Here is a 22844-nt window from a genome sequence, read left to right on the forward strand (position 1 = left end):
GGCCAGCAGGCGCACCAGGGTGACGAAGTTGTCCTCCTGCCCTGCGGGACAGGCCGAAACATTGAGGCCGGAAATCCAGCCGTGCAGCAGCTCGCTGCGCGTCACGCAGGCTTCCAGCACGCGGCCGGACAGCAGGTAGGCCAGGATCTCGCCCGTGCCCTGCTTGATGACCTGGCCGTCATCGAAAATCGGAAATTCCACGCCCTCGGGGTTGCGGTAGATGGAGGAACGGTTGGCGCGGTAGTATTTGTTGAAGATGTCCTTGTCTTCCTTGAAATCGAAGGACGTGTACTCCTGCCCGCGCTCGGCCAGGAATTCCTTGACGATCTTGCAGCGCAGGCAGTCCGGGGCGGTGTACAGTGTGATGCTCATGTCTTCTGTCTCCGGAAAAGGCAGGGGGAGCCAGCGGCTCCCCCTGCGGGGATTGTTACTCGTCGTCTTCGACGGAGGCCACGCACAGGGCGTTGCTGCCGCCGTAGGGCACGCAGCCGTCCACGGTCACTTCCCTGGCGCGTTCGCCGAAGGCGGCGGCTCCAGGTACGCGGAAGGTATTAACGTCAAGGGGTGCCACGGGCGTCTCAACGGGCTTCTCGACCTGCGGCACCCATTCGTAGGGCACGCGGTAGGCGCGGTACGTCATGTTCATGGGAATGAACTTGCCCTTGTAGGGGGAAATGAACTCCCACACGATCTTATGATCCGGGGTGACCTCGAAGACGCGGCCGTCGGAGCCCTCTGTGATCAGGGTGTTGCCGTTGGGCAAGCGCTGCATGCCGCTTATGAAGGGACTATAGAAGCGGTTGCTGTCCATGGGGAAGAGGAAGCCCGCTTCGCTGGGCGTATACTGCCAAACGATCTTCATGGCCACCGGATCGATCTCCAGAACGCGGGAATAATCGCGCAGGGCGGCCTTCACGCCCGTGGGGGCACCTGGGTTGGGCACGTCGTAGCCACCCCACCCGCCGTTGTCGAAGATGAGGATGTTGCCCGCGCCGGGCAGACCGGCCGGGATCATGTGGCAGTGGTGCTGGCCGATGATCCAGCCGATGGCCCTCAGTTCCGGGCTCGAGTCGTAGTCGGGGCCCAGCTTCCAGACGACCTTGCCGCTCTTCTTGTCGATGATGAAGGTGATGTTGGCCTCGCGGCCGTCAACGATGATGTTGTCCGGATGAAAGCGCTCATCGCCCGCGTCATACCACTTGTTGGGGCCAAGGACCGACATGGAGTTGATGTGCATCCAGTCGCCCATGCCCTCGGGCTTGGTCGGGCGGTAGTTGGGGTTGCGGGCCAGGGTGTTCTTGGGACCCTCGCGGAAGCCGAACTCCTCGAAATGCTCGTGGCAGCTCCACTCCCAGACAATCTCGCCTTCCCAGTTCACCTCGAGGATGAGGTCGTCCAGGAGCAGCTTGTCGGAAATGGCCGAATTGCGGGCGTTGCGGTGCGCCAGGACCAGGGTGTTGCCCGAATCGGTTTTGGGCTCCTGGCCCGGGGCGTAATAACCCACGGGATTGCCCTCGCGCTGGAAGTCGTGGTGGTAGCGCGCCATCCAGCGGCCCTCAAAACCGGGATCCTCGATAAACTCATTCTGGTCGAAGGACCACACGACCTTGCCGTCCCAGTCCAGCTGCACCACGTCGATACCGTCCTGCACGCTGTACTTGCCGTCGCGGCGGCCTCGGCTGGACATGAGGTAGCCGCCGGGGAAGATCTTGTTGGGCATGCCCAGCACGCCCTTCCATACATTGTGCTCGCGGCCGTTCATGTCCATGAGCACGGCGCCCACTTCCTGGGCCTGAAAAATGGTGAGCCCGTTCCAGCACTTTTCGGGATCGTAAACTGTCACGCCGGTGGGATAAATGGTTGGATGACCCATCTGATGCACTCCTTTTTTCTGGTGATAAAGGACTGGTCGGCGCTGTCCGGCCATGTCCACGTCGTTTGCCTTGTCTGTGGAACGTCTTTCCATGAAAACATGGGCAGCGCTGTTGCGTTCCTTACAAATCCGTAAAAAAACTTTTTTGTGCATTCCTTCGAAATATCTCAGCATCCTGCCGAAACACCCGTTTTTCGGACACCTAGAACAGCTTGATCAGCTTGAATTCCGCCCGCCAGTCCTCGGTCAGGGTCTGCTTCTCGTATTCACGGTATACCGCCCCGAGGACAACTCCGCCCAAGGTAACGCCGTACTCGGGGAACTTCAGATTGAATTTGGGACCGGCAAAAAAGGTCTTCACTTCGTTTTCCTGATTCACGCCGTCGGCTTCGTCGGCCCGTGTCCATTCGTAGTAGCCCTCCAGCCCCAGATCGAGCCGGTTGTTCAGGGCATAAGCGTAATGACCATTGACACGCAGTCGATCGCCCTTGGTCACTTCCTTCTTGCCTTCGGTGTAGATGAGGTAGCTCAGGTCCGTTTCCAAGCGGTGAGAACCGATCATCCATGTGGCGCCAGCACCGACCAGACCGCCCCATGCGCCGGTGCCGATATTGTTTTGACCGACCTCGCCCGTCGGCACGAACATACCAAGGTCCAAAGCCAGACTCAGGGGAGCGCCGTCCTTCTGCGACATGAACTGGTTGCGGAGAATGGCCGTCGTATCCCCCAGGCCTCCGGACCAGGCGTCGTTCTTCCCGTCGGTTTCGATGGTGTTCATCAGGAACGGAGTGGCCGTGCGGATATCCCAACCCTTGGCGATTCCGTAGCGCGTCTTGAACACGATGTTATGGCTCGACACTTCCTTGTCCGCACCGTCTTCCTCGGAAGTATGCAGATACCACTCATCCTTGTGGGCATAACGGTAGTTCGCCACGGCGCAGAACTTGCCCACGGGAAAACCCATGCCGCCCGGACCGTGATTGACGCCGACGGCGCCGGCTGGCGTGGGGACCGAGGCGTTTTGCGCGGAGTGACCCGAAACGGCAGGCAGGACAAGGCAGCAGCCCAGCAGCAGGCTCGACAGAATTTTCAGACTCATGTGATTCTCCCTTCGATGTCCAGGTTGAGATAATCGCACCCGCATAATATGATGCGAGCGCAAACAGTTTGTGAAACCTGGGACAACCTATGGGGAATCCACTCAGAAACTCTGTTGCATTTGTTACATTCCTGGAAAAAAAAGACGCAAAATACGACCATGAGCAGCAGAACGTCCATACGACATTCACTGCGCAACGGCTTTCAGCACACGACGAAATGCGTGAAAAACGTTGAAACGGATCGATATTTCAGCATGCTCTAACAAATGATTGAAGAGGGGGGGAAGGAAAACTGAGCAAGGGGGGGGGCGGCCTACCTTCGCCCTACTCGTTTTGATAGACCACTTCTTCGAAGCGGCGTCGGTCGAGGACGTAGACCTCGTCGCGCGAGTAGGGACCCAGAATGCCGGCCTTTTCCAACTCACGCAGGGATTTGTTCAGGGTCACGCGGTGAACGCCGAGAAGATTGGCCAGTTCTTGTTGATTGAGACCGGGACGGACGACGAGGGGGCCGCTCTCGCTGGCCTCCTCCCGCTGACGCAGGTGCAGGTACTTGCAGATGCGCGACGGCAGATCGTCCAGACTGAGACTCACGGTCTGATTGATCAGCACGCGCACCTTCAAGGCCAACGAACGGAACAGCGCGAGCGTCAAGTCTGGGTGCCGGGGCAGGATTTCCTCAAGGACACATCTGCTCGCAAACGCATAGACCGTGGAATCCATACCTGCGACAATGGCACTCTTGGACGGGAGTTCGTCGAAAAAGGGCGTCTCGCCGAAAAGAGAGTCCGGGCCGATGCTCCAGATGATCTTTTCGCGGCCATCCAGGGTCGATCTGGTCAGCCATATCTCTCCCACATCAAGAAAGAAGATGAAGTTTTCATCGGTCAACCGCGAAAAAATCTGCGCCCCTTTCAGAAATTTCATCCTGCGGCCCTGTGAAATAACCTTGCGCCAGCATCCAGCCTCGGACGGAATTCGGGAAAACTCCAGTTCTTTCATTTCCGTACCCGATTTAATGGCAGTCATATGATTCACCTCCACGTCCTGAACGCCGGGCCGTTCGCGCCTTGCCACAAAAGAATTCCACGTCTAGCCCCGCTTTCGGCAACATCCGCAACGGCGAAAGCTCCGGAGCACCTTGTTCGTGAAAAAAGTGACGATAATCTTTCCGCGTCGTAAAAAAAGTGGCAATTGTTACAGCATGGCTGCCTCGCCCACCGTATTCTCCAACAATCAAATTTCATCCCAAGGAGATATCCGATGGTCGCAACCCCACAAATGCCGGAAAAAGAGACGCTTTTCAAATGGGCCTTGAGTCTTGTCATTCCCCTGGCCGTCTATTTTCTGCTGCCCCAGGACGGCGAAACCCTGACACGTCCCATGGCCCTCTTTCTTGCCGTCACGACCTGGGCCGTCGTGGTCTGGGCGACGGACATCATCAATGAAGTGGCCGTCGGCATCCTGCTGCCCGTACTATACATCGTCATCTGCGGTGTTCCCCAGAAGGTGGCCTACGGTCCATGGACCTCCCAGGTGCCCATCATCGTCATCGGCGGCTTCACCCTGGGCAAGATCCTGCAAGACACCGGCCTCGGAAAACGCATCGGTCTAACCTGCGTACGGGCCATGGGCGGCAGCTTTGTCGGCGCTCTTTGGGGCCTGACCCTGGCGGTCTTCATCGTAGCGCCCCTGGTTCCGGCCATCACAGGCAAGGCGGCCATCTTCTGCGCCATTGCCATCAGCCTGTGCGAAGCTCTTGACTTCCGGCCCAAGAGCCGTGAAGCCACAGCCGTCATCCTGGGCACCTGCCTGGCAGTGGCCTCGTCGAAGCTCTGCTACCTGACGGGAGGGGCGGACCTCGTGCTGGGCATGGGGCTGGCGGACAAGGTCATGGATACCAAAACCGCCTGGATGCAGTACGCGTATCACAATTTCATCCCGGGCACCATCTACACGGCCATGTCCGTCGGACTGGTCATGGTCATGCTGCCCTCCAAGGTCGACCGTAAGACCCTGGGTCCCATTCTGGAAACAAAGCTCAAAGAGCTCGGGCCGGTCACGAAGGCACAGAAGACCGCCGCCTTCTTCATGCTTCTGACCCTGATCCTACTGGCCACGGACACCCTGCACGGCATCAACGCCGGACTCATTCTGATCATGGTCGCCTTTGCCTCCTTCCTGCCCGGTGTCGGACTGATGAACGGCGACCGTTTCAGCAAGATCAACTTCGCCCCACTCTTTTTCATCATGGGCTGCATGGCCATTGGCAGCGCCGGCGGAAACCTCAAGGTTACCCAGTGGATCGCCAGCATCACCTTGCCCTTTTTCCACGAGATGAGCCCTACCTCGGCCGGCACATCGGCATACATACTTGGCGCTCTCTCCAACTTCCTTCTGACGCCCCTGGCCGCGACGACCACCTTGACCTCCCCCCTGGTCGAACTGGGTGTACAGATGGATATGAATCCCAGGGTCCTGTATTACTCATTCCAGTACGGCCTGGACAACTACCTATTCCCGTATGAATATGCCGTACTCCTCTACTTCTTCAGCTCCGGATTCATGCTCTTCAAAGACATGGTCAAAGTCCTGGCCGTACGCATGGTCTTGACGACCTTTTTCATCGCCTTTATCGCTATCCCGTACTGGAAATTCGTTCTTTAGCCTCCGACAGTTCCTCCGCTGCCCGAGCCATGACATCGAATGACTCGGGCAGCTTCCATACCTCAATCCTTCACGGCGCTTCCCACCATTATCCAAGGAGCCCCATGCGCTTCATCCACAACACCCACACGGACCCGGCCTTCAACCTCGCCGCCGAGGAGTGGCTGCTGCGCCACACGGACACGGACATCTTCATGCTCTGGCGCAACGCACCCGCCGTCATCGTCGGGCGCAACCAGAACACCGCCTCGGAGATCGACGAGGACTTCGTGCGGGAGCGTGGCATCACGGTCATACGCCGTCTGACGGGGGGCGGGGCCGTGTTCCACGACCTGGGCAACGTCAACTTCACCTTCATCCAGCTCGGCAGGCAAACCAAACATCTGGACTTCCATCGCTTCACCGCCCCGATCATGGAAGCCCTGCAGGCCATGGGCGTGAACTGCCAGTTCGAAGGCCGCAACGACCTGGTCATCGACGGCCAAAAATTTTCAGGCAACGCGCAGCTCCTGGAAAAGGACCGGGTCCTGCATCACGGCACCCTGCTCTTCTCCTCCCAGATGGCCGACCTGTCCGGAGCCTTGAGGGTCAACCCGGTCAAGTACGTGGACAAGGCGGTCAAGAGCGTCGCCAAGCGGGTCACCAACATTTCAAGCCACCTGCCCGAGCCCATCGATGTCGAGACCTTTGTCCGCCGCGTCATGGCCCATGTCTCCGGCAGCGAGTCAGAAACCCTGCCCGGCCTTAGCGCGAGCGAGGAAGCGGCCATAAACGGACTTGTGGAATCGAAGTACGGCACGTGGGACTGGAATTTCGGTTCCTCGCCAAGCTATGGCTTCACGCGGAGCACGCGCACCGAGGGCGGCGTCGTGGAAATTCACCTCGATGTCCGGCACGGCCGCATCGAACAGACCAGGATTTTCGGGGATTTCTTCGGAGCGCGGGCCGTGGCTGAGCTTGAGGCCCTGCTCGTGGGCTGCCGTCACGAACGAAGCGAACTGTTCGAGCGTCTGGCCAATGTTCAGATCGACGAATTCATCCGTAATGTGGATAACGCGACTTTCGTGGAATGTCTTTTCTGATATGCCCTTTCCTGCACGTCCGACACAATGTGATTGGGCTGCTTACACGTATCAAGTAAAATTGAGAACCGTTTGCAATAAATTAAGACGGGACCATTTGCTGCCGGCAATGCTTGACGGAACACTCCCGAACCTTCATGTTGCATGAAGTCAAATCAACGCGAAGAGGAACAAATGGACCAAAACAAGCGCCGCTGGGACCGCGAACCGATAACCGTGCCGTGCAAGATCAGCTACGAAGGCGACACGCGCAACTCGGCTCCGGGCAGCATCATCAACCTGAGCCCCGGCGGGGTCATGCTCTCGACGGAGCAGGGATTCATCGCCAATGAACGCGTCGCCATCACCCTTGAGGATGAATACGACGCCCTGCTCTTCGAGTTCGCCGAAATCCTGGTCGGCACGGTGCGCTGGAGCCAGTCCACGACGTCCCTGGGACAAAACGTCTACCACGTGGGCGTCGCCCTGGAGCGCGAACTGCCGCGCAGAATGGAGTTGACTGAACAATAATCGCGTCCATTCTCCTTGTGTTGTCTTCGCGTATCCTCTATATACCCAAAAATTTTGGCTTTCTCAAAAAACCCTGCCGCAGCGAGAGGACCGTCCCATGGCTCATGAGATGCAGAAAAACAGGAAATGGAAGCGCTTCGGCTGTCTGCTTCCGTGCAGGATCATCCCGCAAAACGAGACCGACATGGTCGTCTCGGCACGGATCATAAACATCGGCCGAGGCGGTCTGCTCATCGAAGCCGATTATGGTTTCAACATGGGAGACAGGGTCATCGTGGCGGCAGCCAATGCGGGGTTCGAACGCTTCGAGGCCATCGAGGAAGTGCACGGAACCGTGCGCTGGGGACAAATCGACGACAGTTCACTGATGGGACTCTATTACATCGGGGTCGAATTCGACGAACTGCTCCCCCTCAAACAGGCGGTGGCCGACCAGGACTGAATTGCCTCTTCACGACGCTTGGGGCACACAGTTGGCCTTATTTCAGACGCCGGGCGCACGCACAAAAAAAAAGGGATTCCACTGAATCCCTTTTTTTACGAGTACCGACAAGGCCCGGAAACTGTCAGGCTTCCGGCTTCTTGGCCGCGCCTGAAGCCTTTTTGGCGAGCTTCTCGGCCTTGGCCGCTCGCCGGAATCCGTAATCAAGCAGCCGGGCCGTCTCCCGCTGACGCACGGCGGAATTCTGGGCCCCGAGCACCACGGCCACAAGCCGAGTCTTGCCGCGCTTGGCCGTGGCCGTGATATTGTAGCCCGCGTCACAGACAAAACCGGTCTTGAGCCCATCCACGCCCTTGTAGGTGCGCAGCAAGGTGTTGGCGTTGCGATGCGTCGCACCATGATAGGTGTGACTCGTCATGGAGTGCACCTTCAGCGATTCGGGAAACGTGCGCAGATAGGCCACGGACAGCTTGGCGATATCCCGAGCGGTGGAGAGCTGGCCCGATGCGGGCAGGCCGTTGGGATTCTTGAAGCGGCTGTTGATCATGCCGATCTTCTTGGCCTTGGCGTTCATCTGCGCCACGAACTTGGAAGGATCGCCCTTGCCGAAATATTCGGCCACGGCCACGCAGGCATTGTTGGCCGAAACCACGCTGATCCCCTTGATAAGCTCGCTCAGCGGGACTTTTTCATTGCGCTTGAGACGCATGCGCGACCCGCCGGTTTTGACGGCCGCGGCGCTGACGGGAATGGGTGTCGTGGGCGCAAGCTTGCCTTGGGCCAGGGCTTCGCGAATGATGTACAACGTCAGGAGCTTGGTGATCGATGCCGGCTGAATGGCCTTGTCCGGATTGTGCTCGTAATAGACTTCACCGGTGGACATGTTGATCAGCAAAGCGGCCTGCGCGTTCAGGTACAGATCCTTGGAGGTGCCCGGCTTCACGGCCTGCTTGGCCGGTGCGGACTTGTCGTCGGAGGATTTCTTGGCTTTGGCTTCTGCGGCCTGGGGCTTGGCGGCCTGCTTCGGAGCGGGCGTTGCGGCCTGCCCCGCCGCTTGAGACTTGGGAGCGGCAGGCGTGGTCTTTGATGAGGAGGTCTTTTTGACCGATGGTTGCGGAGCGGACGAAACGGCTTTCACGGGCTCGGCCCGATCCAATGCCTGCGTATCGGGACCGACGGCGCCGGGCCTCGGCACCACGGCGGCCCGGAAGACGTGAGTTCCGGAAGACGCAAAAGCGGAAAAGCCGATTCCGGCCAATCCGCTGATCAGGGCATATACGGCCAATAAGATCAGAAATCGCGCAGCGCATTTTTTCGTCATGGGCCTTGCCTTTACGGTTCAAGTACGTAGCGGTCAAGCGCCGAACGGGCGAAGCAAGCAAAACAAACACAACATATTCAATCGGTTATCAAAACATAACACATCCTGCGCAATGAACAGCCAATACATGTCAATCGCGAAGATGTAAGTGCCTTACATGCAACACCCCAATTTTTCAACAAGAAACGAAAAAAATAATCAACAGAGGACGTAGGGACTCATCGCTCCAATCAATTCTGTGCGACATAGTTCCATACTTCATACCGCACAACGCCGCTTTCAAGACGTACCTTGAAGAATTGAAAACAGGCCCTCTGCTTGTATGGGGCATCTCCTGTCATTCTATTTCATCGGCAGAATTTCAAAAAAATGACCATCAGCGGTTTTGTTTGAGCGCAAAATGGCGACAGGAGTCCCTGCCGCCATTTTGCGCTCACGCATCGTGAAACCTCGTTCATCCGCAGCCACTCCCCATGCCTGCGCATCCTGCCTTGTGGGTGCGCGTCTTGTAACGCATGATGTCCCCTCCTTGATAATGTTCCGTCACGATGTCGGAGATCAATCCCGTGCATTCCAGCACTGCAATCCCATGCTCGCCCAGAACCTGACGGGGTTGCTTCCCAGCCGCTTCGACCAGGACCAGGGAACAGTCATTAAGAATTTCGGAAAGCCTGTGCCAGCGATCCGGTCCGCAGCCCACTTCCGGTGCCAGCCTCTCCTCGATCATGCGCGCGCCCTTGCCATGAGGTGCCCAGATCTGAAAACCGGACGCCTCGCCCAGATGCATGTTGACCAGCATCCCTTCCCGCGTGGCCACGGCCACATACGGCCTGACTTCCTTCGAGGAACCACAGGCCAGCTTGTGCAGGGTCGGGATCAGCTCGCTGGAGCGGTCCGAGCACAGCAGCCCGACAGCATCGGCCCGGCAGCGCTTGCAATGGGTCATCTGCGGCACAAGCTCCCCGCCTTTGGCCCTCAGTTCATGAATGAGCTCCTTGGTCGGCTCTTCCACTCCGGCAAAAGGCGTATCCGCCGTCGGATGCAACGGAATGAGATTCTGGATGTCCGCGCCAAGTTCCGCCGCCACCCTGGCCACCTCGATCAGGTGATGATCGTTCACGCCGGGGATGATGATGCTGTTCACCTTCACGGTGATGCCCTTGGCCTTGAGCAAGCGGATGGATTCGAGCTGGCGTTCGAGCAGAATCCTCGCTCCCTCGACGCCCCGGTAAACCACCTTTCCGACCCGCACCCAGGAATAGATCTTCGCGCCGATTTCGGGGTCCACGGCGTTCATGGTCACGGTCACATGGGTCACGCCCAGCTCGGCCAGACGGTCCACATGCTCAGGCAGGGCCAGTCCGTTGGAGGACAGGCAATAGAGCATGTCCGGATATTTCCTGTTGATCCGCTCGATGGTCTCGATGGTGCGTTTGGCCTCGGCCATGGGATCGCCGGGTCCGGCGATGCCGACCACGGTGATGCGCGGCTCTTTTCTTAGGACTTCATCCAGGTATTCCACCGCCTTGTCCGGGGGCAGGATCGCACTGGTGACGCCAGGCCGGGACTCGTTCACGCAATCGTACTTGCGGTTGCAGTAGTTGCACTGGATATTGCAGCCGGGGGCCACGGGCAGATGCACACGGCCGCAGGAACCTGAAGTCTCTTTATTGAAACAGGGATGCTTTGATCTGTCTTTTGCTTCGGACATGGGGTTCTCCCTTGTATGTTGATGCGTCTGAGACGCGGATGAAAGTCGAAGATGGATTCCCGCCTTCGCGGGAATGACACAAACGCTTTGCGGCTGGCGGTGCCTGATACCTTGACGAATTCCCGATAGATGCGCGCAAGCAGCGCTTCGCCCCGATGTCATTCCCGCGAAGGCGGGGATCCATGCCGTTCAATCCTGGCAGTTCAAAAACCCCGCCTACAAATACCCATACCCGACCGGACACTCGTCCTGGCTCTTCTCCAGAACGGCGTTGACCAGCATGTCGTAGAGCGACAACGCTCCTTCGTAACCAACATGCAGGATGCGCTGGCCTCCGAAGCGGTCGTGGATGGGAAAACCGACCCGGATGAGCGGGATGCGTGACGCCCGGGCCAGCTTGTAGCCTTTGCTGTGGCCGACAAGCAGATCGGGAGCCAGTTCGGCGGCCTCTTCCTCGATGTCCTTGAAATCGGCGCCGCTCCTGATCACGGGCATGTCCACGCAGACATCGCCAAGGACCTCCAGCACTGCATCCCCGAAGCGCTCGCTCTTGGTGCCGGTGGCGGCCAGGACCGGCTGGATGCCGATCTCGCCCAGAAAGGAACACATCGCGATCACGAAATCCTCTTCGCCGTAAACCACGGCCCGCTTGCCGAAAATGTACTTGTGCCCGTCGACCATGGCGTCGAGCAGCCTGCCCCGGTCAAAGGCGTCCTTTTCGGACATGTCGCAGCCCGCGAATTCACTCAAGGTGTCCATGAAGGCGTCCGTGGCCCGAAGGCCGATGGGGATCATGGTCTTGCGGGCCGGGACTCCGAACTTGCGCTCAAGCACTCCGGAGGCCGATTCCGCCACCCCCCCGGACATGCCGAACTCGATGGTCCCGGCCGCGCCGCCCATGGCCCGGATATCAGCCACAGGCGTGCCGCCGTCGGGCAGGGAGTGGTAGTCGTCCCAGATCACGCCATCCATGGTCCGGGAGAGGTCGGGAAGCATGGTGAAGCGCACGCCGGAGCGTTCGCCCAAACCGCGCAGGAAGCGGTAATCCGCCGGGGACAGGAAGCCGGGCAGCAGATTCACGCCGCCGTGGGAGGCCCCCTTCTCCTTGACTACCTGATCGGCCAGGGAACGCACGGCCGCGTGCCAGCCTTCCATGTGCGTGCCCGAGTAGCTGGGGGTGGCCACATGGACCAGCTCCGGGAGCGGCAGATCGGCAAATTCCTCTCGAAATTCGAACAGATAGCGGCCGACATCGTCGCCGATGGTCTCGGTCAGGCAGGTCGTGGCCACGCCGACCAGATCCACGTCGTACTTGCGCATGACATTGAGGATGCCCTTCTTCAGGTTCGGCCCGCCGCCGTAGACCGCGCTCTTCTCCCCCAGAGCCGAGGAGGCGATGTCCACGGGTTCGCGGTAATGACTGATGATATAACGCCGCATGTAGGTGGCGCAGCCCTGGGAGCCGTGCAGAAAGGGGACGGCGTTCTCGATGCCCTTGAAGACCAGGGCCGCGCCCATGGGCGTGCACATCTTGCAGGCATTGGTGGTGGAAACGTAGGTGTTAGCCATTGACGGCCTCCTTGGGGGTGCAGGTCACGCGGGCGGCTGTGGCCGGACGCGCGTTGCGCCGGGGCATGAATCTCCAGATCGGGCTCATGACCGAGGCGTGAATTTCCCTGGCGAAATTGTACATGCCGATGAAGCCTTCCAGCGCAATCTTGCGCTCGTGGTTGTGGTCGCAGAAACCGACGCCCAGCTTGTAGGCGATGGGCCGCTCCTTGACTCCGCCGACGAACACGTCCACATCCTTTTCCTTGATGAACTGGGCCAGTTCGAGGGGATTGGCGTCATCGACGATAATGGTCCCGGGATCGGAGATGGCGGCCAGCTCCTTGTAATCCTCCTCGGTCCCGGTCTGGGAGCCGACCACGACCACCGACATGCCGAGGTGCCTGAAGGCCTTGACCAACGAGAAGGCCTTGAAGGACCCGCCCACATACATGGCCACCTTCTTGCCTTCGAGGTCGCGGCGCAGCTCGGCCAGCTTCGGCATCAGCACGGAAAGCTCAGCGCGCACCAGCTCCACGGTCTTGGCCTTTATGTCCGGATCCCTGTCGGCAAAAAAATCGGCCACCTTGTAGAGCGAATCGGCCATGTCCTCCACGCCAAGGTAGGATACCCGCTGGTAGGGAATGCCGTATTTCTCCTCCATCATCTTCGCCAGTTCCATGGTTGCCCCGGAACACTGCACCAGATTCAGCGCCGCGCCGTGACAGCGCCGAATGTCGTCCACCCGTCCGTCGCCGGTGATGTTGGCCACGGTCTCGACCCCCATCTTCCTGAAATATTCGCGCACGATCCATGTCTCACCCGCCAGGTTGAAGTCGCCGAGGATATTCACGCTCTTGGGCGAGATACCCGTGGTGTCGCCCGTGCCCACCAGGCGGAACATGGCCTTGCAGGCGGCGGCGTAGCCTTCGCGCTTGTTGCCCTTGAAGCCTTCGCTCATGACCGGCAGGACCGTTACGCCCGTGTCCGCAGAGACGCGGCGGCACACGGCCTCCAGGTCGTCACCGATGAGGCCGACGATGCAGGTCGAATAGACGAAGGCGGCCTTGGGATTGTGCAGGCTGATGAGTTCGCGCAGGGAAGCTTCGAGCTTCTTCTCGCCGCCGAAGATCACATCCATTTCCTGCAGGTCCGTGGAAAAGCTCAGGCGATGCAGCTGCGGACCCGAGGAGATGGCCCCCCGGATGTCCCAGGTGTAGGTGGCGCAGCCGATGGGTCCGTGCACCAGATGCAGGGCGTCAGCTATGGGATAGAGCACCACCCGTGAACCGCAAAACACGCAGGCCCGCTGGCTGACCGCGCCGGCCAGACTGGGGCGGTTGCACGCCATGGCAAAGGGTTCTTCGCCGATCCGGTGCATCTGGCTTTTCCGTTCTTCGAGTATGGTCTTGTTCATGGTGTGCTCCTTGGGGCGGTATCGCTGTGTTTGCGCCCGAAAATTCATCTCTGTATGGCCGTTTGGCCCATCGATCCAAAAATGTGGCTTCATGGCTCCCGAATCCGCCGCAGGGCCGAGGGAGGAGACCCTGCGGCGGATTCGGGGCAAAAATTCAATCCGTCAAAACCTAGGCCAAATGGTATTCGGCGCAGGGCTCGCCTGCTTCGATCCCGTCCAGGATGGCGTCGATGGCCTCTTCGCTGTCCACGCCGCCGAACCACCAGTTGTCGGGCTGGACGACCATGATCGGCCCCTTTTCACACAGCTTCATGCAGCCCGTAGCCGTGATCAGGATGTCGAGGCCCCGGGCCAGGATCTCTTCTTCCATGTACTGTAAAAATCCGTCGGTCTGCTTGAAGCACACGCCCTTGGGGTCGCCCCCGGCGCGAAAGCTCTGGCAAACGAGAATCTGTTTTTCGGGAATGGCCATATCTGACTCCAAATTTTTAAGAGTGATTTTCCGGCGTTAATTCTGCCGGACCATAAAGCTGACGCACCAGGCTGAGCACGAAGCCTTCGGCCTCGATGACCGTGAGGCCCTTGGCGGCCAGGACTTCAAGGGGCTTTGGCCCCACGCTCGCCACCAGCAGGTAGGCGCAGTCACTCAAGACCTCGGCCACACCTTCCCAGCGGATGCTCCCGCCGCCGGGAGACGGTGCGGGGCGGGTCCCGATGAGCCCGACCATGCCCTGGTCACGGCCGTAGATCCTGAACTCCCGAACATGGCCGAGATGCATGTCCACGGTCTTGCCGGTGCTGCTGGCCACAGCCACCAGCGGACGATTTCCCTGGGGAGGCGCGAAAGTCATGATCCTGCTCCTTCAAGAGGCGGCGGGTCGCCCCGCCGCCGGACATCTAGTAGACGAGTTCGAACTTCTCTTCCGTTTCGTCACGATCAGTGCGGGTCAGAATGAGATCGAGGATTTTGGTCAGCATGTGCAGCCCGCCCTTGTAGCCGACGGTCGGAAAGTACTGGTGACCGACGCGATCAAGGATGGGAAACCCGAAGCGCAGGAACGGGATGTCCTCGTCGCGGGCGATGTACTTGCAGTAGGTGTTGCCGATGATCAGATCCACGGGCTCGTTCTTGATCCACTGATGCAGGAGGAACATGTCCCCGCCCGCCTTGACGTTGGCCTTGTAACCGGCCTCGGCCGTGATCTCGCCGATGCGCTTCTCGAACTTGTTGCCGGGGGTTCCGGTCACGATGTGCACGGGCTTCATGTCAATGGAGGCCAGGAATTCGGTCAGGGCGATGACCTGATCCGGATCGCCGACCAGGGCCACCTTCTTGCCATGGAAGTACTGGTGCATGTCGGAGATCAGATCGACCAGCTGTCCACGCTCGAAGGCGATGGTGTCGGGCACGCTCACGCCCGCGACCTTGCGCAGGGTGTCTATGAAGCGGTCCGTGGCCTTGAGGCCGAAAGGCATGTCGAGCACGGTGCAGGGCACCTTGCACTGGGTGTCCAGCCAGCGGGCCGCATCGGCCGAGCACCACTCGCCAAGGGCCAGGGTGCCGATGGCGTCGCCGGAGGCCACGAGATCCGCGACCGGGGTGCCGCCATCGGGGAACATCTTGTATTCGCCGGTCAGCGCGCCGTTCAGAACGCCGGAAGTGTCCGGGAAGAGGATGATGTCAAGGCCCATGAGGGTGGCCATGCGCCTCACTTCCTCCATGTCCGAGGGTTCGACCCAGCCGGGAATGATGTTCACGCGGCCGTTCTTCTTGCCGGTGTTCACGGCGAAGCCCTTGGCCATGCCCTTGACCATGTTGGAGAAGCCGGTGACATGCGAGCCCACGTAGCTTGGCGTATTGGCGTAGATCACGTGTTTGCCCTCGGGCACCTTGCCGCTCTTCTTGGCCTTGTCGGTCATCTGCGGCAGATCGTCGCCGATGGTCTCGGACAGGCAGGTGGTGTGCACGGCGATGACGTCGGGCTCGTAGACGGTGAAGATGTTCTCGATGGCCGCGACCAGGTTCGCGCCGCCGCCGAAGACCGAGGCGCCTTCGGTGAAGGAGCTGGTGGCGGCCGAAACAGGCTCCTTGTAGTGCCGGGTCAGGGCGCTGCGGTGATAGGCGCAGCAGCCCTGGGAGCCGTGAGAGTGCGGCAGGCAGCCGTGAATGCCGAGCGCCGCGTACATGGCGCCGATGGGCTGGCAGGTCTTGGCCGGGTTGATGGCCAGGGCGCTGCGTTCCTTTATTTCCTTGGGAGTATGTCTAAGTAGCATGATTATTTCCTCTTATTCCCAGACGTACGTGGCGGACAGTTCCGGGTTTTCCTGCCAGGGGGCCTTCATGTAACTCCAGACCTTGCTGTTCACGAGGCGGTCGATCTCGTGATAGAAATTGACCGCACCCTGAAAACCGGCATAGGGGCCGCCGGAATCGTAGCTGTGCAGCTGCTTCATGGGGATGCCCAGCTTCTGGATGGAGAACTTTTCCTTGATGCCCGCGCAGAAAACATCGGGTTTGATGATTTCGACCAGCTTTTCGGCCTCGTACTGATTGAGGTCGTCGATAACGAGGGTCTGATGATCCATGTCCGGAATCAGGCCGTCGTATTCCTTGAACTTCAGTCCGGCGGCTTCGAGCTTGGCCATCTCTTCGGAGGTCTTGCGCGGGGCGTAACGCTGCTCGTCCGCCTTGACCTCGATTTCCTCGATGTTGCGGCTGTCGGCGTCGACCTTCAGACCAGGGATGACCTGGCGGCCTTCGTAGTCGTCGCGGTGAGCGAATTCGTATCCTGCGGCCAGGGTCTTCATGCCCATCTCGGCAAAGAGATCCTGATAGTGATGGGCGCGGGATCCGCCGACAAAGAGCATGGCGGTCTTGCCCTTCGTGCGGGGCAGCACGTCGTCTATGACGGCTTCAACGGCGGGCATTTCTTCCGCGATGACTTCTTCCACACGGGCGGTCAGGCCTGGGTCACCGAAGTACTCCGCGATCTTGCGCAGGGACTTGGCCGTGGACTTGGCGCCGATGAAGTTGACCTTGATCCACGGGATGCCGAACTTGGTTTCGAGCATGTCGGCCACGTAGTTGATGGAGCGATGGCACATGACCGCGGACAGATCGGCCTTGTGCGCCGAGGCGAACTGGTCATAGGTCGAGTTACCGGAAAAAGTGGAGATGTTGGTGATGCCACATTTCTTGAGGATGCGGTCGATCTCGAACCCATCACCGCCGATGTTGTATTCGCCCAAGAGGTTGATCTTGAACTCGCCGGGCTTCTCGGCATCGTTCTCGCCCACCACTTCGCTGAAGATCTTGTTGTTGGCGATGTGGTGACCGGCGGACTGGCTGACGCCCTTGTATCCTTCACAGCTGAAGGCGAAGACGTTGCAGTCGCCGAACTTGGCCTTCATCTTGCGGGCCACGGCGTGGATGTCGTCGCCGATGAGACCCACGGGACAGGTCGCGAAGATGGCGATGGCCTTGGGGTGGAAGAGGTCGTAGGCTTCCTGGATGGCGGCCTGGAGCTTCTTTTCGCCGCCGAAGATGATGTCCTGGTCCTGCATGTCCGTGGAAAAACAGTACGGCATGAAGTTTTCCGCGCCCTCGGCCGAAGCGTCGGTCTGGTTGCGGCGAGTCATCCAGGAGTAGAAACCGCAGCCGATGGGGCCGTGGGTGATATTGACGATGTCGCGGGTGGGCCCCAGAATGACGCCCTTGCAGCCGGCGTAGGTGCAGCCGCGCATGGTGATTATGCCTGGAATGGTGCGCACGTTGGCGGAAATTTCAGGGGTCTCGTTGCCCAGGGCCTCGTTGACGAGGATCTGGGATGCGCGCTTTCTGGCCACCTTGGGCGGATACTTGGCGAGCATGTCCGCTTTTATGTCCGTGGGCGTCCAGTTGACGAGCTTCTTGGCAGATGATGGCATGATGTTCTCCTTCGTGTGTCCTGGTTTCAATGGATGAAACCGGCTCTATTCAATGGACTTGACGCCCTTTTCTCCGGTTCTGACCCGTACCGCGTCGATCATGGGCAAGACGAAAATCTTGCCGTCGCCGGGCTGGCCGGTCCTGTTGACGTCGGTGATGACCTTGACCACGTCCGAGACCAGATCATCGGTGACCACGACGGTCAGCATGCGTTTGGGATAGAGCTTGCCCTTCTCCCCCAGCACCGCCACCGCTTCCTCGATGCCCTTCCTGGCCCCTTCGAGAGGCTTCACGTCCACCAGACCCTTGCCACGACCAAATGCTTCGTGGGCGAAGAAAGCGACCACGCCCGCGTCCTGCAAAGCCTTCTTGGTCTTGTTCATCATGTTCATGCGGATGACCGCGATCACTTCTTTCATGGCTATGCCCCTGCGCTCGCGCATCCTGCGGGGGCGCTGTCACAGATGCCGGAACTGATGGTGAAGACATCGCCCACTTCGCTCACGAAAATCTTGCCGTCGCCGAAAGCGCCCTTGGCGCCGCTGCGGGCGGCCTTCATGATCACGCTGATGACAAAGTCCTTGTCCTCGGCCTTGACCACGCTCATGAGCATGGTCTTGGGGATCTCGTCATAGGTCACTTCACCGATCTTGATGCCGCGCTGCTTGCCGCGACCGGCCACGGAATATTTGGTCACCGCCGGGAAACCCGCATCCATGAGAGCTGCGAGAACGTCGTCGGACTTTTCGGGGCGTACGATTGCTCTGACCATGATCATATGTTTTCTCTCCTTCGTTTATTCTATAACTCTTGTTATCATTTAACTTTCACGCCAAGGCCGTTCAAAAATTCGTTGTGGCAAGGCGCGAGTCGAATTTGAGGGGTGAAGTGTAGTCGACTACATGGCCCTTCAAGTTCGGGGAGCAACGCAGTCCAGAACGGATTTTTGGACGACCGCCTAGACGGCTTCGAGCAGGCCGAAATCCATAAGCAACTGCTCCAGTTCCTCGATTTCAAGGGGCTTGGGCACGACGAACATCTTGTTCTGATCGATGGCCTTGGCCAGATTGCGGTAGTGGTCGGCCTGGGGAGCGTCGGGCTGCCATTCGATGACGGTCATGCGGTTGATCTCGGCGCGCTGCACGTCGTTGTCGCGGGGCACGAAGTAGATCATCTGCGTGCCGATCTTCTTGGCCAGCTCTTCGATCATCTCGCGCTCGTTATCGACGTTGCGGGAGTTGCAGATCAGGCCGCCCAGACGCACTCCGCCGGATTCGGCGTATTTCATGATGCCCTTGCAGATGTTGTTGGCCGCATACATGGCCATCATCTCGCCGGAACAGACGATGTAGATCTCTTCGGCCTTGCCGTCGCGGATGGGCATGGCGAACCCACCGCAGACAACGTCGCCCAGAACGTCGTAGAACGCGTAATCCAGGGCTTCGGACTCGTGATAGGCGCCAAGCGATTCCAGCATGTTGATGGAGGTGATGATGCCACGACCGGCGCAACCGACGCCCGGCTCGGGACCACCGGATTCGACGCACCAGGTGCCGCTGAAGCCGGCCTTGCGGATGTCGGCCAGTTCCACGTCCTCGCCTTCGTCGCGCAGGGTATCCAGAACGGACTTCTGCGCCAGACCGCCAAGCAGCAGGCGGGTGGAGTCGGCCTTGGGATCACAGCCGACGACCATGATCTTCTTGCCCATTTCAGCCAGGCCCGCGACCGTATTCTGTGTGGTGGTGGATTTACCGATGCCGCCCTTTCCGTAAATTGCGATCTTCCTCATGACGTGCGCTCCTTTATGTGAGAGTTTTTGGAGTAGTTGTGTGCCGTACCTGAACCTCCCTAGGGCAACGCGCGTGCCAAAAACCACAAACGCTCTCAACCATCCGAAAATAAAGGGGAAAAGAAGAGCGAACATCGATTCACCATCCCAAAACCTACACAAACAACAACTACGAAAGTGTAGGCTCAAACATTAGCGTCCGCACACCCAGGGCCTCATGCGACAGGAATAAAGCATTTAAATTCAGGGCAATGGAGAAGCCATAAAACGTGGCACCGACCGTGCAATACAAAGGCAAACACGGGAGGACGCATGTTGATCGACACGACACTCAGGGAAGGGGCGCAAATGTTCGGGACCTGCATCCCCAATCAGATCGGAATCGAAATCGCCGGGCGCATCGCGGACATGGGTGTGGAAGAGATAGAGATCGGCTGGATGGGACAACAGGGACTTGAAGAGTTGGTAAGGGCTCTGCGGCACAGGGGCGCGACCTGCGACCTGAGCGTGTGGTCTCCCTGCCGCACGGTGGATGTGTACCGGGCAGCGGGCCTGGGCATCGACACGATCAATATCGGACTGCCCGTTTCGGATCTGCACATTGCGGAGCGCCTGCGCACGGACCGTGCCGGGCTAACCACCATGCTGCGCGAAACCGTGGGGCTGGCGCACTCCTGCGGCATCCGCCGCATCAGCATCGGCCTTGAGGACGTGACCCGCGCCGATCAGGAATTCGCCCTGTCCATGGCCCGCATGGCTCGGGATCTCGGCGCCGTGCGCATCCGCCTGGCCGACACGCTGGGCGTCATGACCCCGATCCGCATCGCCGAACTGGTGCGCTTCTTTGCCGCCGGGGTGGACATGGAGATCGCCATCCACTGCCACAACGATTTCGGCATGGCCACGGCCAACGCCATCACGGCGCTTGAAGCGGGCGCGCACTGGGCCGACGTCTCGGTGCTCGGAATCGGCGAGCGCTCGGGCATCTCCGCCCTGGAGGAAGTGGCAGGTCACCTGCGGCTGGTGCAGGGCTACGAGATCTACGACATGAATCTGGTGCGCGGACTGTGCGACATGGTGGCCGAACTCGCGCGCATCCCGGTGGCCCGCAACCGGCCGGTTTCAGGCGATGACATTTTCGCGGCCGAATCGGGCCTGCACGTGGACGGCATCCTCAAAAACCCGGCCCTCTTCGAACCCTACGACCCGGCCCAGACAGGAGCCAACCGCATTCTGGCCCTGGGCGCCAAGGCCGGGCGTGGAGCGGTCAGGACCATGCTGCGCCAGGTGGGCCTTGAAGGACCGCTGCACTCCATCGGCAGTCTGGTGGACACCATCCGTCAGCGGGCCACCAGCGCGGGCCGCCCCTTGAGTCAGGTCGAAGTGCAGGCTCTGGCCAAAACAAAGGATTGCCTGGAAGGCGGGATTTGCTGAGAGACAAGTGGAAAAGCGCTCACGGACCGAAGAGCTGAAGCTCCAGGCCCTCAAGCGCACGGCAGGGACGCACAGTGGGAGCAAGCCTGGAGGACTCGCGGCGCATTCCGGGCGAACGTCGGACGAGAGATGGAAAAACATGAACGCGGATTGGAGACGCCATGCTCATCAACAGAATCCAGAAGCGCATCTTCGCCCAGCTCTGCGAGCGTTTGAACATGGACCGCGACGAATACGTCCGTGCCCACTCGCTCCACTATCTCGGCAGACTCGTCTCCAGCCTGGAGAATCTGACCGAGGAAGACGGCGACGTGTGGATTGCCAGGACGTATGTGCAGTCCCTGTGACGAAAGAACTGGCGAAATGAACGCATCGTCAAACATCAACCCCGACTGGAGCCAATTTTTTCGAGCATCGTCTTGGCACGTTCGAAATTAGGGTCGCATTTCAATGCAGCCTTCATGAACCGCTCCACTTCCTGAAGACGATTCATCTGAAAATAGACCATCCCGATATTGAAGGGGATGAGCGGTGACTCCTGAAGCAGGTCAGGAGAAGCCGAAATCGCTTTTTCAAATTCGCAGACGGCCTTGTAATGCTCCTTTCCCTGAGCATAGGCCATGCCCATGTTGTAGTGCAAACCTCCCTCGTTCGGGATTACGGCAAGCGCCTGCTGGTAGGTCTGCACCGCGCCCTTCCAATCACCTTTCTTGCGAAGCGAAACGCCCATTTCATTGACCATCCACAGGTCCTCGCGGGTGATGTCGCTGCCCTTGGTTTCAAGCGCCTGATTCATGAACTGGATACTTTGCTCGGGATTGATTTCACGGAGCTTCACGCCGATATCCATGAGCGTCGAGGCAAGCATGTCGTTGGCCTGGGATCGAACTATACTTACTGCGTCCTGATAAAATTTCCTGGCCATGTCCTCTTGGCCATCCTTGCTGTACTGCTCTCCAATGCTGATTTTTCTTTTGTGATTCAAAGGAGATATCTTATCCATGAGCAGCAGGTACCTGGTATATTCCTTGGGATCGTTGATTTGCCAGTAAAGATCCGCAAGTTTTTGCAAGGGCTTCAGGTTGAGTCGCGATTCCTTGACAGCTTCTTTATAAAAAAATTCAGCATCTTTGAATTTTTCATTCTTTCTGGCGATATCACCCTTGAGAACCATGCAAATAGAACTGCCTGGCTTCTCTTCAAGCAGCATATCTATCCTTGAATCAGCATCTTCATACTGCTCTTTCTCTATCAATTCTCTTATGTTTTCAACTTCCGTGTGAAACATATTTGAAGGTTTTATCGTGAAAGCAATTTTTTGAATTATATTATTTATTGAAATTGGCTTTACGATGATTGAATCGACGTCGTTTTCAGCGATGAATGAAACATATTCTTCTGAAACCTCAGGCGTGATACAAATGATCTTCAGCCTGTTTCGAAAAACATCCTTCAAGGATTTGAAATCAAAAACATTGGATCTTCCATTGATCTTTGATTCGATAAACATGACCACTTGTGAACTGGTATCCAAAATTTCTCGGCATTTTTTTCCGATATCAGAAGACGCATGTGCAACCGTCATCGAATCGTAATTCAAGCCCATTGTACGTAATGCTCCGCGCATTGTTCTTACAAATATATCATCATTGGTGACAATAAAAAAAGCACCATTCTGATTCTGTAAAAAATTAATGACTATCCTATCATAAATCGGGGCAATTTCTTTTCGTATGAGTTTGTGTGACACAACAAAACCTCTAAGATCTAAATATATGAAAAGGGGATACCACACCCGGAATCGAAATAAAACAAGCGGGCCTCGTGAAAGCCCTTTCCAGGCAAACGCGTGAGAATGATAAGGCATTGTATCGGGCTGAGCAACATTTATAACACACTAAAATATTATGGAATATTCCATGGACTTATATCCAAAGCCCACCCCCGAGCACTGCCGCGTCCCTTTGGCGTGCGGAAGGAAATTCCCCAAAACCTCTGAAATTCATACCCGGCCGGACCAGA

Annotated in this window: 21 protein-coding genes and 1 pseudogene; 6 read left to right on the top strand and 16 right to left on the bottom strand. The window is 58.5% G+C overall.

Annotated elements, in window-relative coordinates; genetic code table 11:
* The 4 genes and pseudogenes from BMZ40_RS16560 to BMZ40_RS16575 all read right to left on the bottom strand — a co-directional run.
* A pseudogene (locus tag BMZ40_RS16560) lies at positions 1-372 on the bottom strand (hypothetical protein); the annotation flags it as partial.
* Positions 373-427: 55 nt separating this feature from the next.
* Complete coding sequence (locus BMZ40_RS16565; RefSeq protein WP_092378720.1) at positions 428-1873, bottom strand: aryl-sulfate sulfotransferase; 1446 nt, start codon at positions 1871-1873, stop codon at positions 428-430.
* Between the two features lie 202 nt (positions 1874-2075).
* Positions 2076-2972, bottom strand: a complete 897-nt coding sequence (locus BMZ40_RS16570; protein ID WP_177193235.1) for a transporter — start codon at positions 2970-2972, stop codon at positions 2076-2078.
* Between the two features lie 325 nt (positions 2973-3297).
* Positions 3298-4002 (bottom strand): Crp/Fnr family transcriptional regulator, encoded by a 705-nt coding sequence (locus BMZ40_RS16575; RefSeq protein WP_092378492.1) that lies wholly within the window; start codon positions 4000-4002, stop codon positions 3298-3300.
* Between the two features lie 234 nt (positions 4003-4236).
* On the opposite strand from BMZ40_RS16575, the gene BMZ40_RS16580 reads away from it, so the two are divergent.
* The 4 genes from BMZ40_RS16580 (at position 4237) to BMZ40_RS16595 (ending at position 7674) form a co-directional block, all read left to right on the top strand.
* Positions 4237-5640, top strand: a complete 1404-nt coding sequence (locus BMZ40_RS16580) for an SLC13 family permease (RefSeq protein ID WP_245751132.1) — start codon at positions 4237-4239, stop codon at positions 5638-5640.
* Between the two features lie 104 nt (positions 5641-5744).
* The gene (gene lplA, locus BMZ40_RS16585; protein WP_092378495.1) at positions 5745-6722 is read left to right on the top strand and encodes a lipoate--protein ligase; all 978 of its coding nucleotides are present in this window, start codon (positions 5745-5747) and stop codon (positions 6720-6722) included.
* Between the two features lie 174 nt (positions 6723-6896).
* Positions 6897-7232, top strand: coding sequence for a PilZ domain-containing protein (locus BMZ40_RS16590; protein ID WP_177193236.1), 336 nt, complete (start codon positions 6897-6899; stop codon positions 7230-7232).
* A 97-nt stretch (positions 7233-7329) separates the two neighbouring features.
* Positions 7330-7674: a PilZ domain-containing protein gene (locus tag BMZ40_RS16595; protein WP_092193648.1), complete on the top strand. Its 345-nt coding sequence runs from the start codon at positions 7330-7332 to the stop codon at positions 7672-7674.
* Between the two features lie 124 nt (positions 7675-7798).
* Here the strand turns inward: BMZ40_RS16595 and BMZ40_RS16600 are convergent, their stop codons facing one another.
* The 11 genes from BMZ40_RS16600 to nifH form a co-directional block, all read right to left on the bottom strand.
* Positions 7799-8995: a D-alanyl-D-alanine carboxypeptidase family protein gene (locus tag BMZ40_RS16600; RefSeq protein WP_092378500.1), complete on the bottom strand. Its 1197-nt coding sequence runs from the start codon at positions 8993-8995 to the stop codon at positions 7799-7801.
* Positions 8996-9449: 454 nt separating this feature from the next.
* Positions 9450-10706, bottom strand: a complete 1257-nt coding sequence (gene nifB, locus BMZ40_RS16605; protein WP_092378503.1) for a nitrogenase cofactor biosynthesis protein NifB — start codon at positions 10704-10706, stop codon at positions 9450-9452.
* Positions 10707-10922: 216 nt separating this feature from the next.
* On the bottom strand, positions 10923-12275 hold the full coding sequence (locus BMZ40_RS16610; protein ID WP_092378506.1) for a nitrogenase component 1: 1353 nt from the start codon (positions 12273-12275) through the stop codon (positions 10923-10925).
* Complete coding sequence (gene nifE, locus BMZ40_RS16615) at positions 12268-13671, bottom strand: nitrogenase iron-molybdenum cofactor biosynthesis protein NifE (protein ID WP_092378509.1); 1404 nt, start codon at positions 13669-13671, stop codon at positions 12268-12270. Before nifE ends, BMZ40_RS16610 begins: the two co-directional genes overlap by 8 nt.
* Positions 13672-13840: 169 nt before the next feature.
* Positions 13841-14143, bottom strand: coding sequence for a (2Fe-2S) ferredoxin domain-containing protein (locus BMZ40_RS16620; RefSeq protein ID WP_092378512.1), 303 nt, complete (start codon positions 14141-14143; stop codon positions 13841-13843).
* Positions 14144-14159: 16 nt separating this feature from the next.
* A complete protein-coding gene (locus BMZ40_RS16625) occupies positions 14160-14522 on the bottom strand; it encodes a NifB/NifX family molybdenum-iron cluster-binding protein (RefSeq protein WP_092378515.1) in 363 nt (120 codons plus the stop codon).
* A 46-nt stretch (positions 14523-14568) separates the two neighbouring features.
* Complete coding sequence (nifK, locus tag BMZ40_RS16630) at positions 14569-15945, bottom strand: nitrogenase molybdenum-iron protein subunit beta (RefSeq protein ID WP_092378517.1); 1377 nt, start codon at positions 15943-15945, stop codon at positions 14569-14571.
* Between the two features lie 12 nt (positions 15946-15957).
* Positions 15958-17598 carry a nitrogenase molybdenum-iron protein alpha chain gene (nifD, locus tag BMZ40_RS16635; protein ID WP_092378521.1) on the bottom strand — a complete coding sequence of 547 codons (1641 nt, stop codon included), beginning with the start codon at positions 17596-17598 and terminating at the stop codon, positions 15958-15960.
* 45 nt (positions 17599-17643) lie between these two features.
* Positions 17644-18018, bottom strand: coding sequence for a P-II family nitrogen regulator (locus BMZ40_RS16640; RefSeq protein WP_092378525.1), 375 nt, complete (start codon positions 18016-18018; stop codon positions 17644-17646).
* 2 nt (positions 18019-18020) lie between these two features.
* Positions 18021-18377, bottom strand: coding sequence for a P-II family nitrogen regulator (locus tag BMZ40_RS16645; RefSeq protein ID WP_092378528.1), 357 nt, complete (start codon positions 18375-18377; stop codon positions 18021-18023).
* A 180-nt stretch (positions 18378-18557) separates the two neighbouring features.
* Entirely contained in the window at positions 18558-19388 is an 831-nt protein-coding gene (gene nifH, locus BMZ40_RS16650) for a nitrogenase iron protein (protein WP_092378530.1), read from the bottom strand.
* Positions 19389-19700: 312 nt separating this feature from the next.
* Between nifH and BMZ40_RS16655 the strand changes: the two genes are divergently transcribed.
* Positions 19701-20822, top strand: coding sequence for a LeuA family protein (locus tag BMZ40_RS16655; RefSeq protein WP_092378533.1), 1122 nt, complete (start codon positions 19701-19703; stop codon positions 20820-20822).
* Between the two features lie 161 nt (positions 20823-20983).
* Positions 20984-21169, top strand: a complete 186-nt coding sequence (locus BMZ40_RS16660) for a hypothetical protein (RefSeq protein WP_092378536.1) — start codon at positions 20984-20986, stop codon at positions 21167-21169.
* 35 nt (positions 21170-21204) lie between these two features.
* Here the strand turns inward: BMZ40_RS16660 and BMZ40_RS16665 are convergent, their stop codons facing one another.
* Positions 21205-22572 carry a tetratricopeptide repeat protein gene (locus BMZ40_RS16665; RefSeq protein ID WP_177193237.1) on the bottom strand — a complete coding sequence of 456 codons (1368 nt, stop codon included), beginning with the start codon at positions 22570-22572 and terminating at the stop codon, positions 21205-21207.
* Between the last annotated feature and the right edge of the window lie 272 nt (positions 22573-22844).

Origin of the sequence: Desulfomicrobium apsheronum, assembly GCF_900114115.1 — a bacterium.
Classification (GTDB): Bacteria; Desulfobacterota; Desulfovibrionia; order Desulfovibrionales; family Desulfomicrobiaceae; genus Desulfomicrobium; species Desulfomicrobium apsheronum.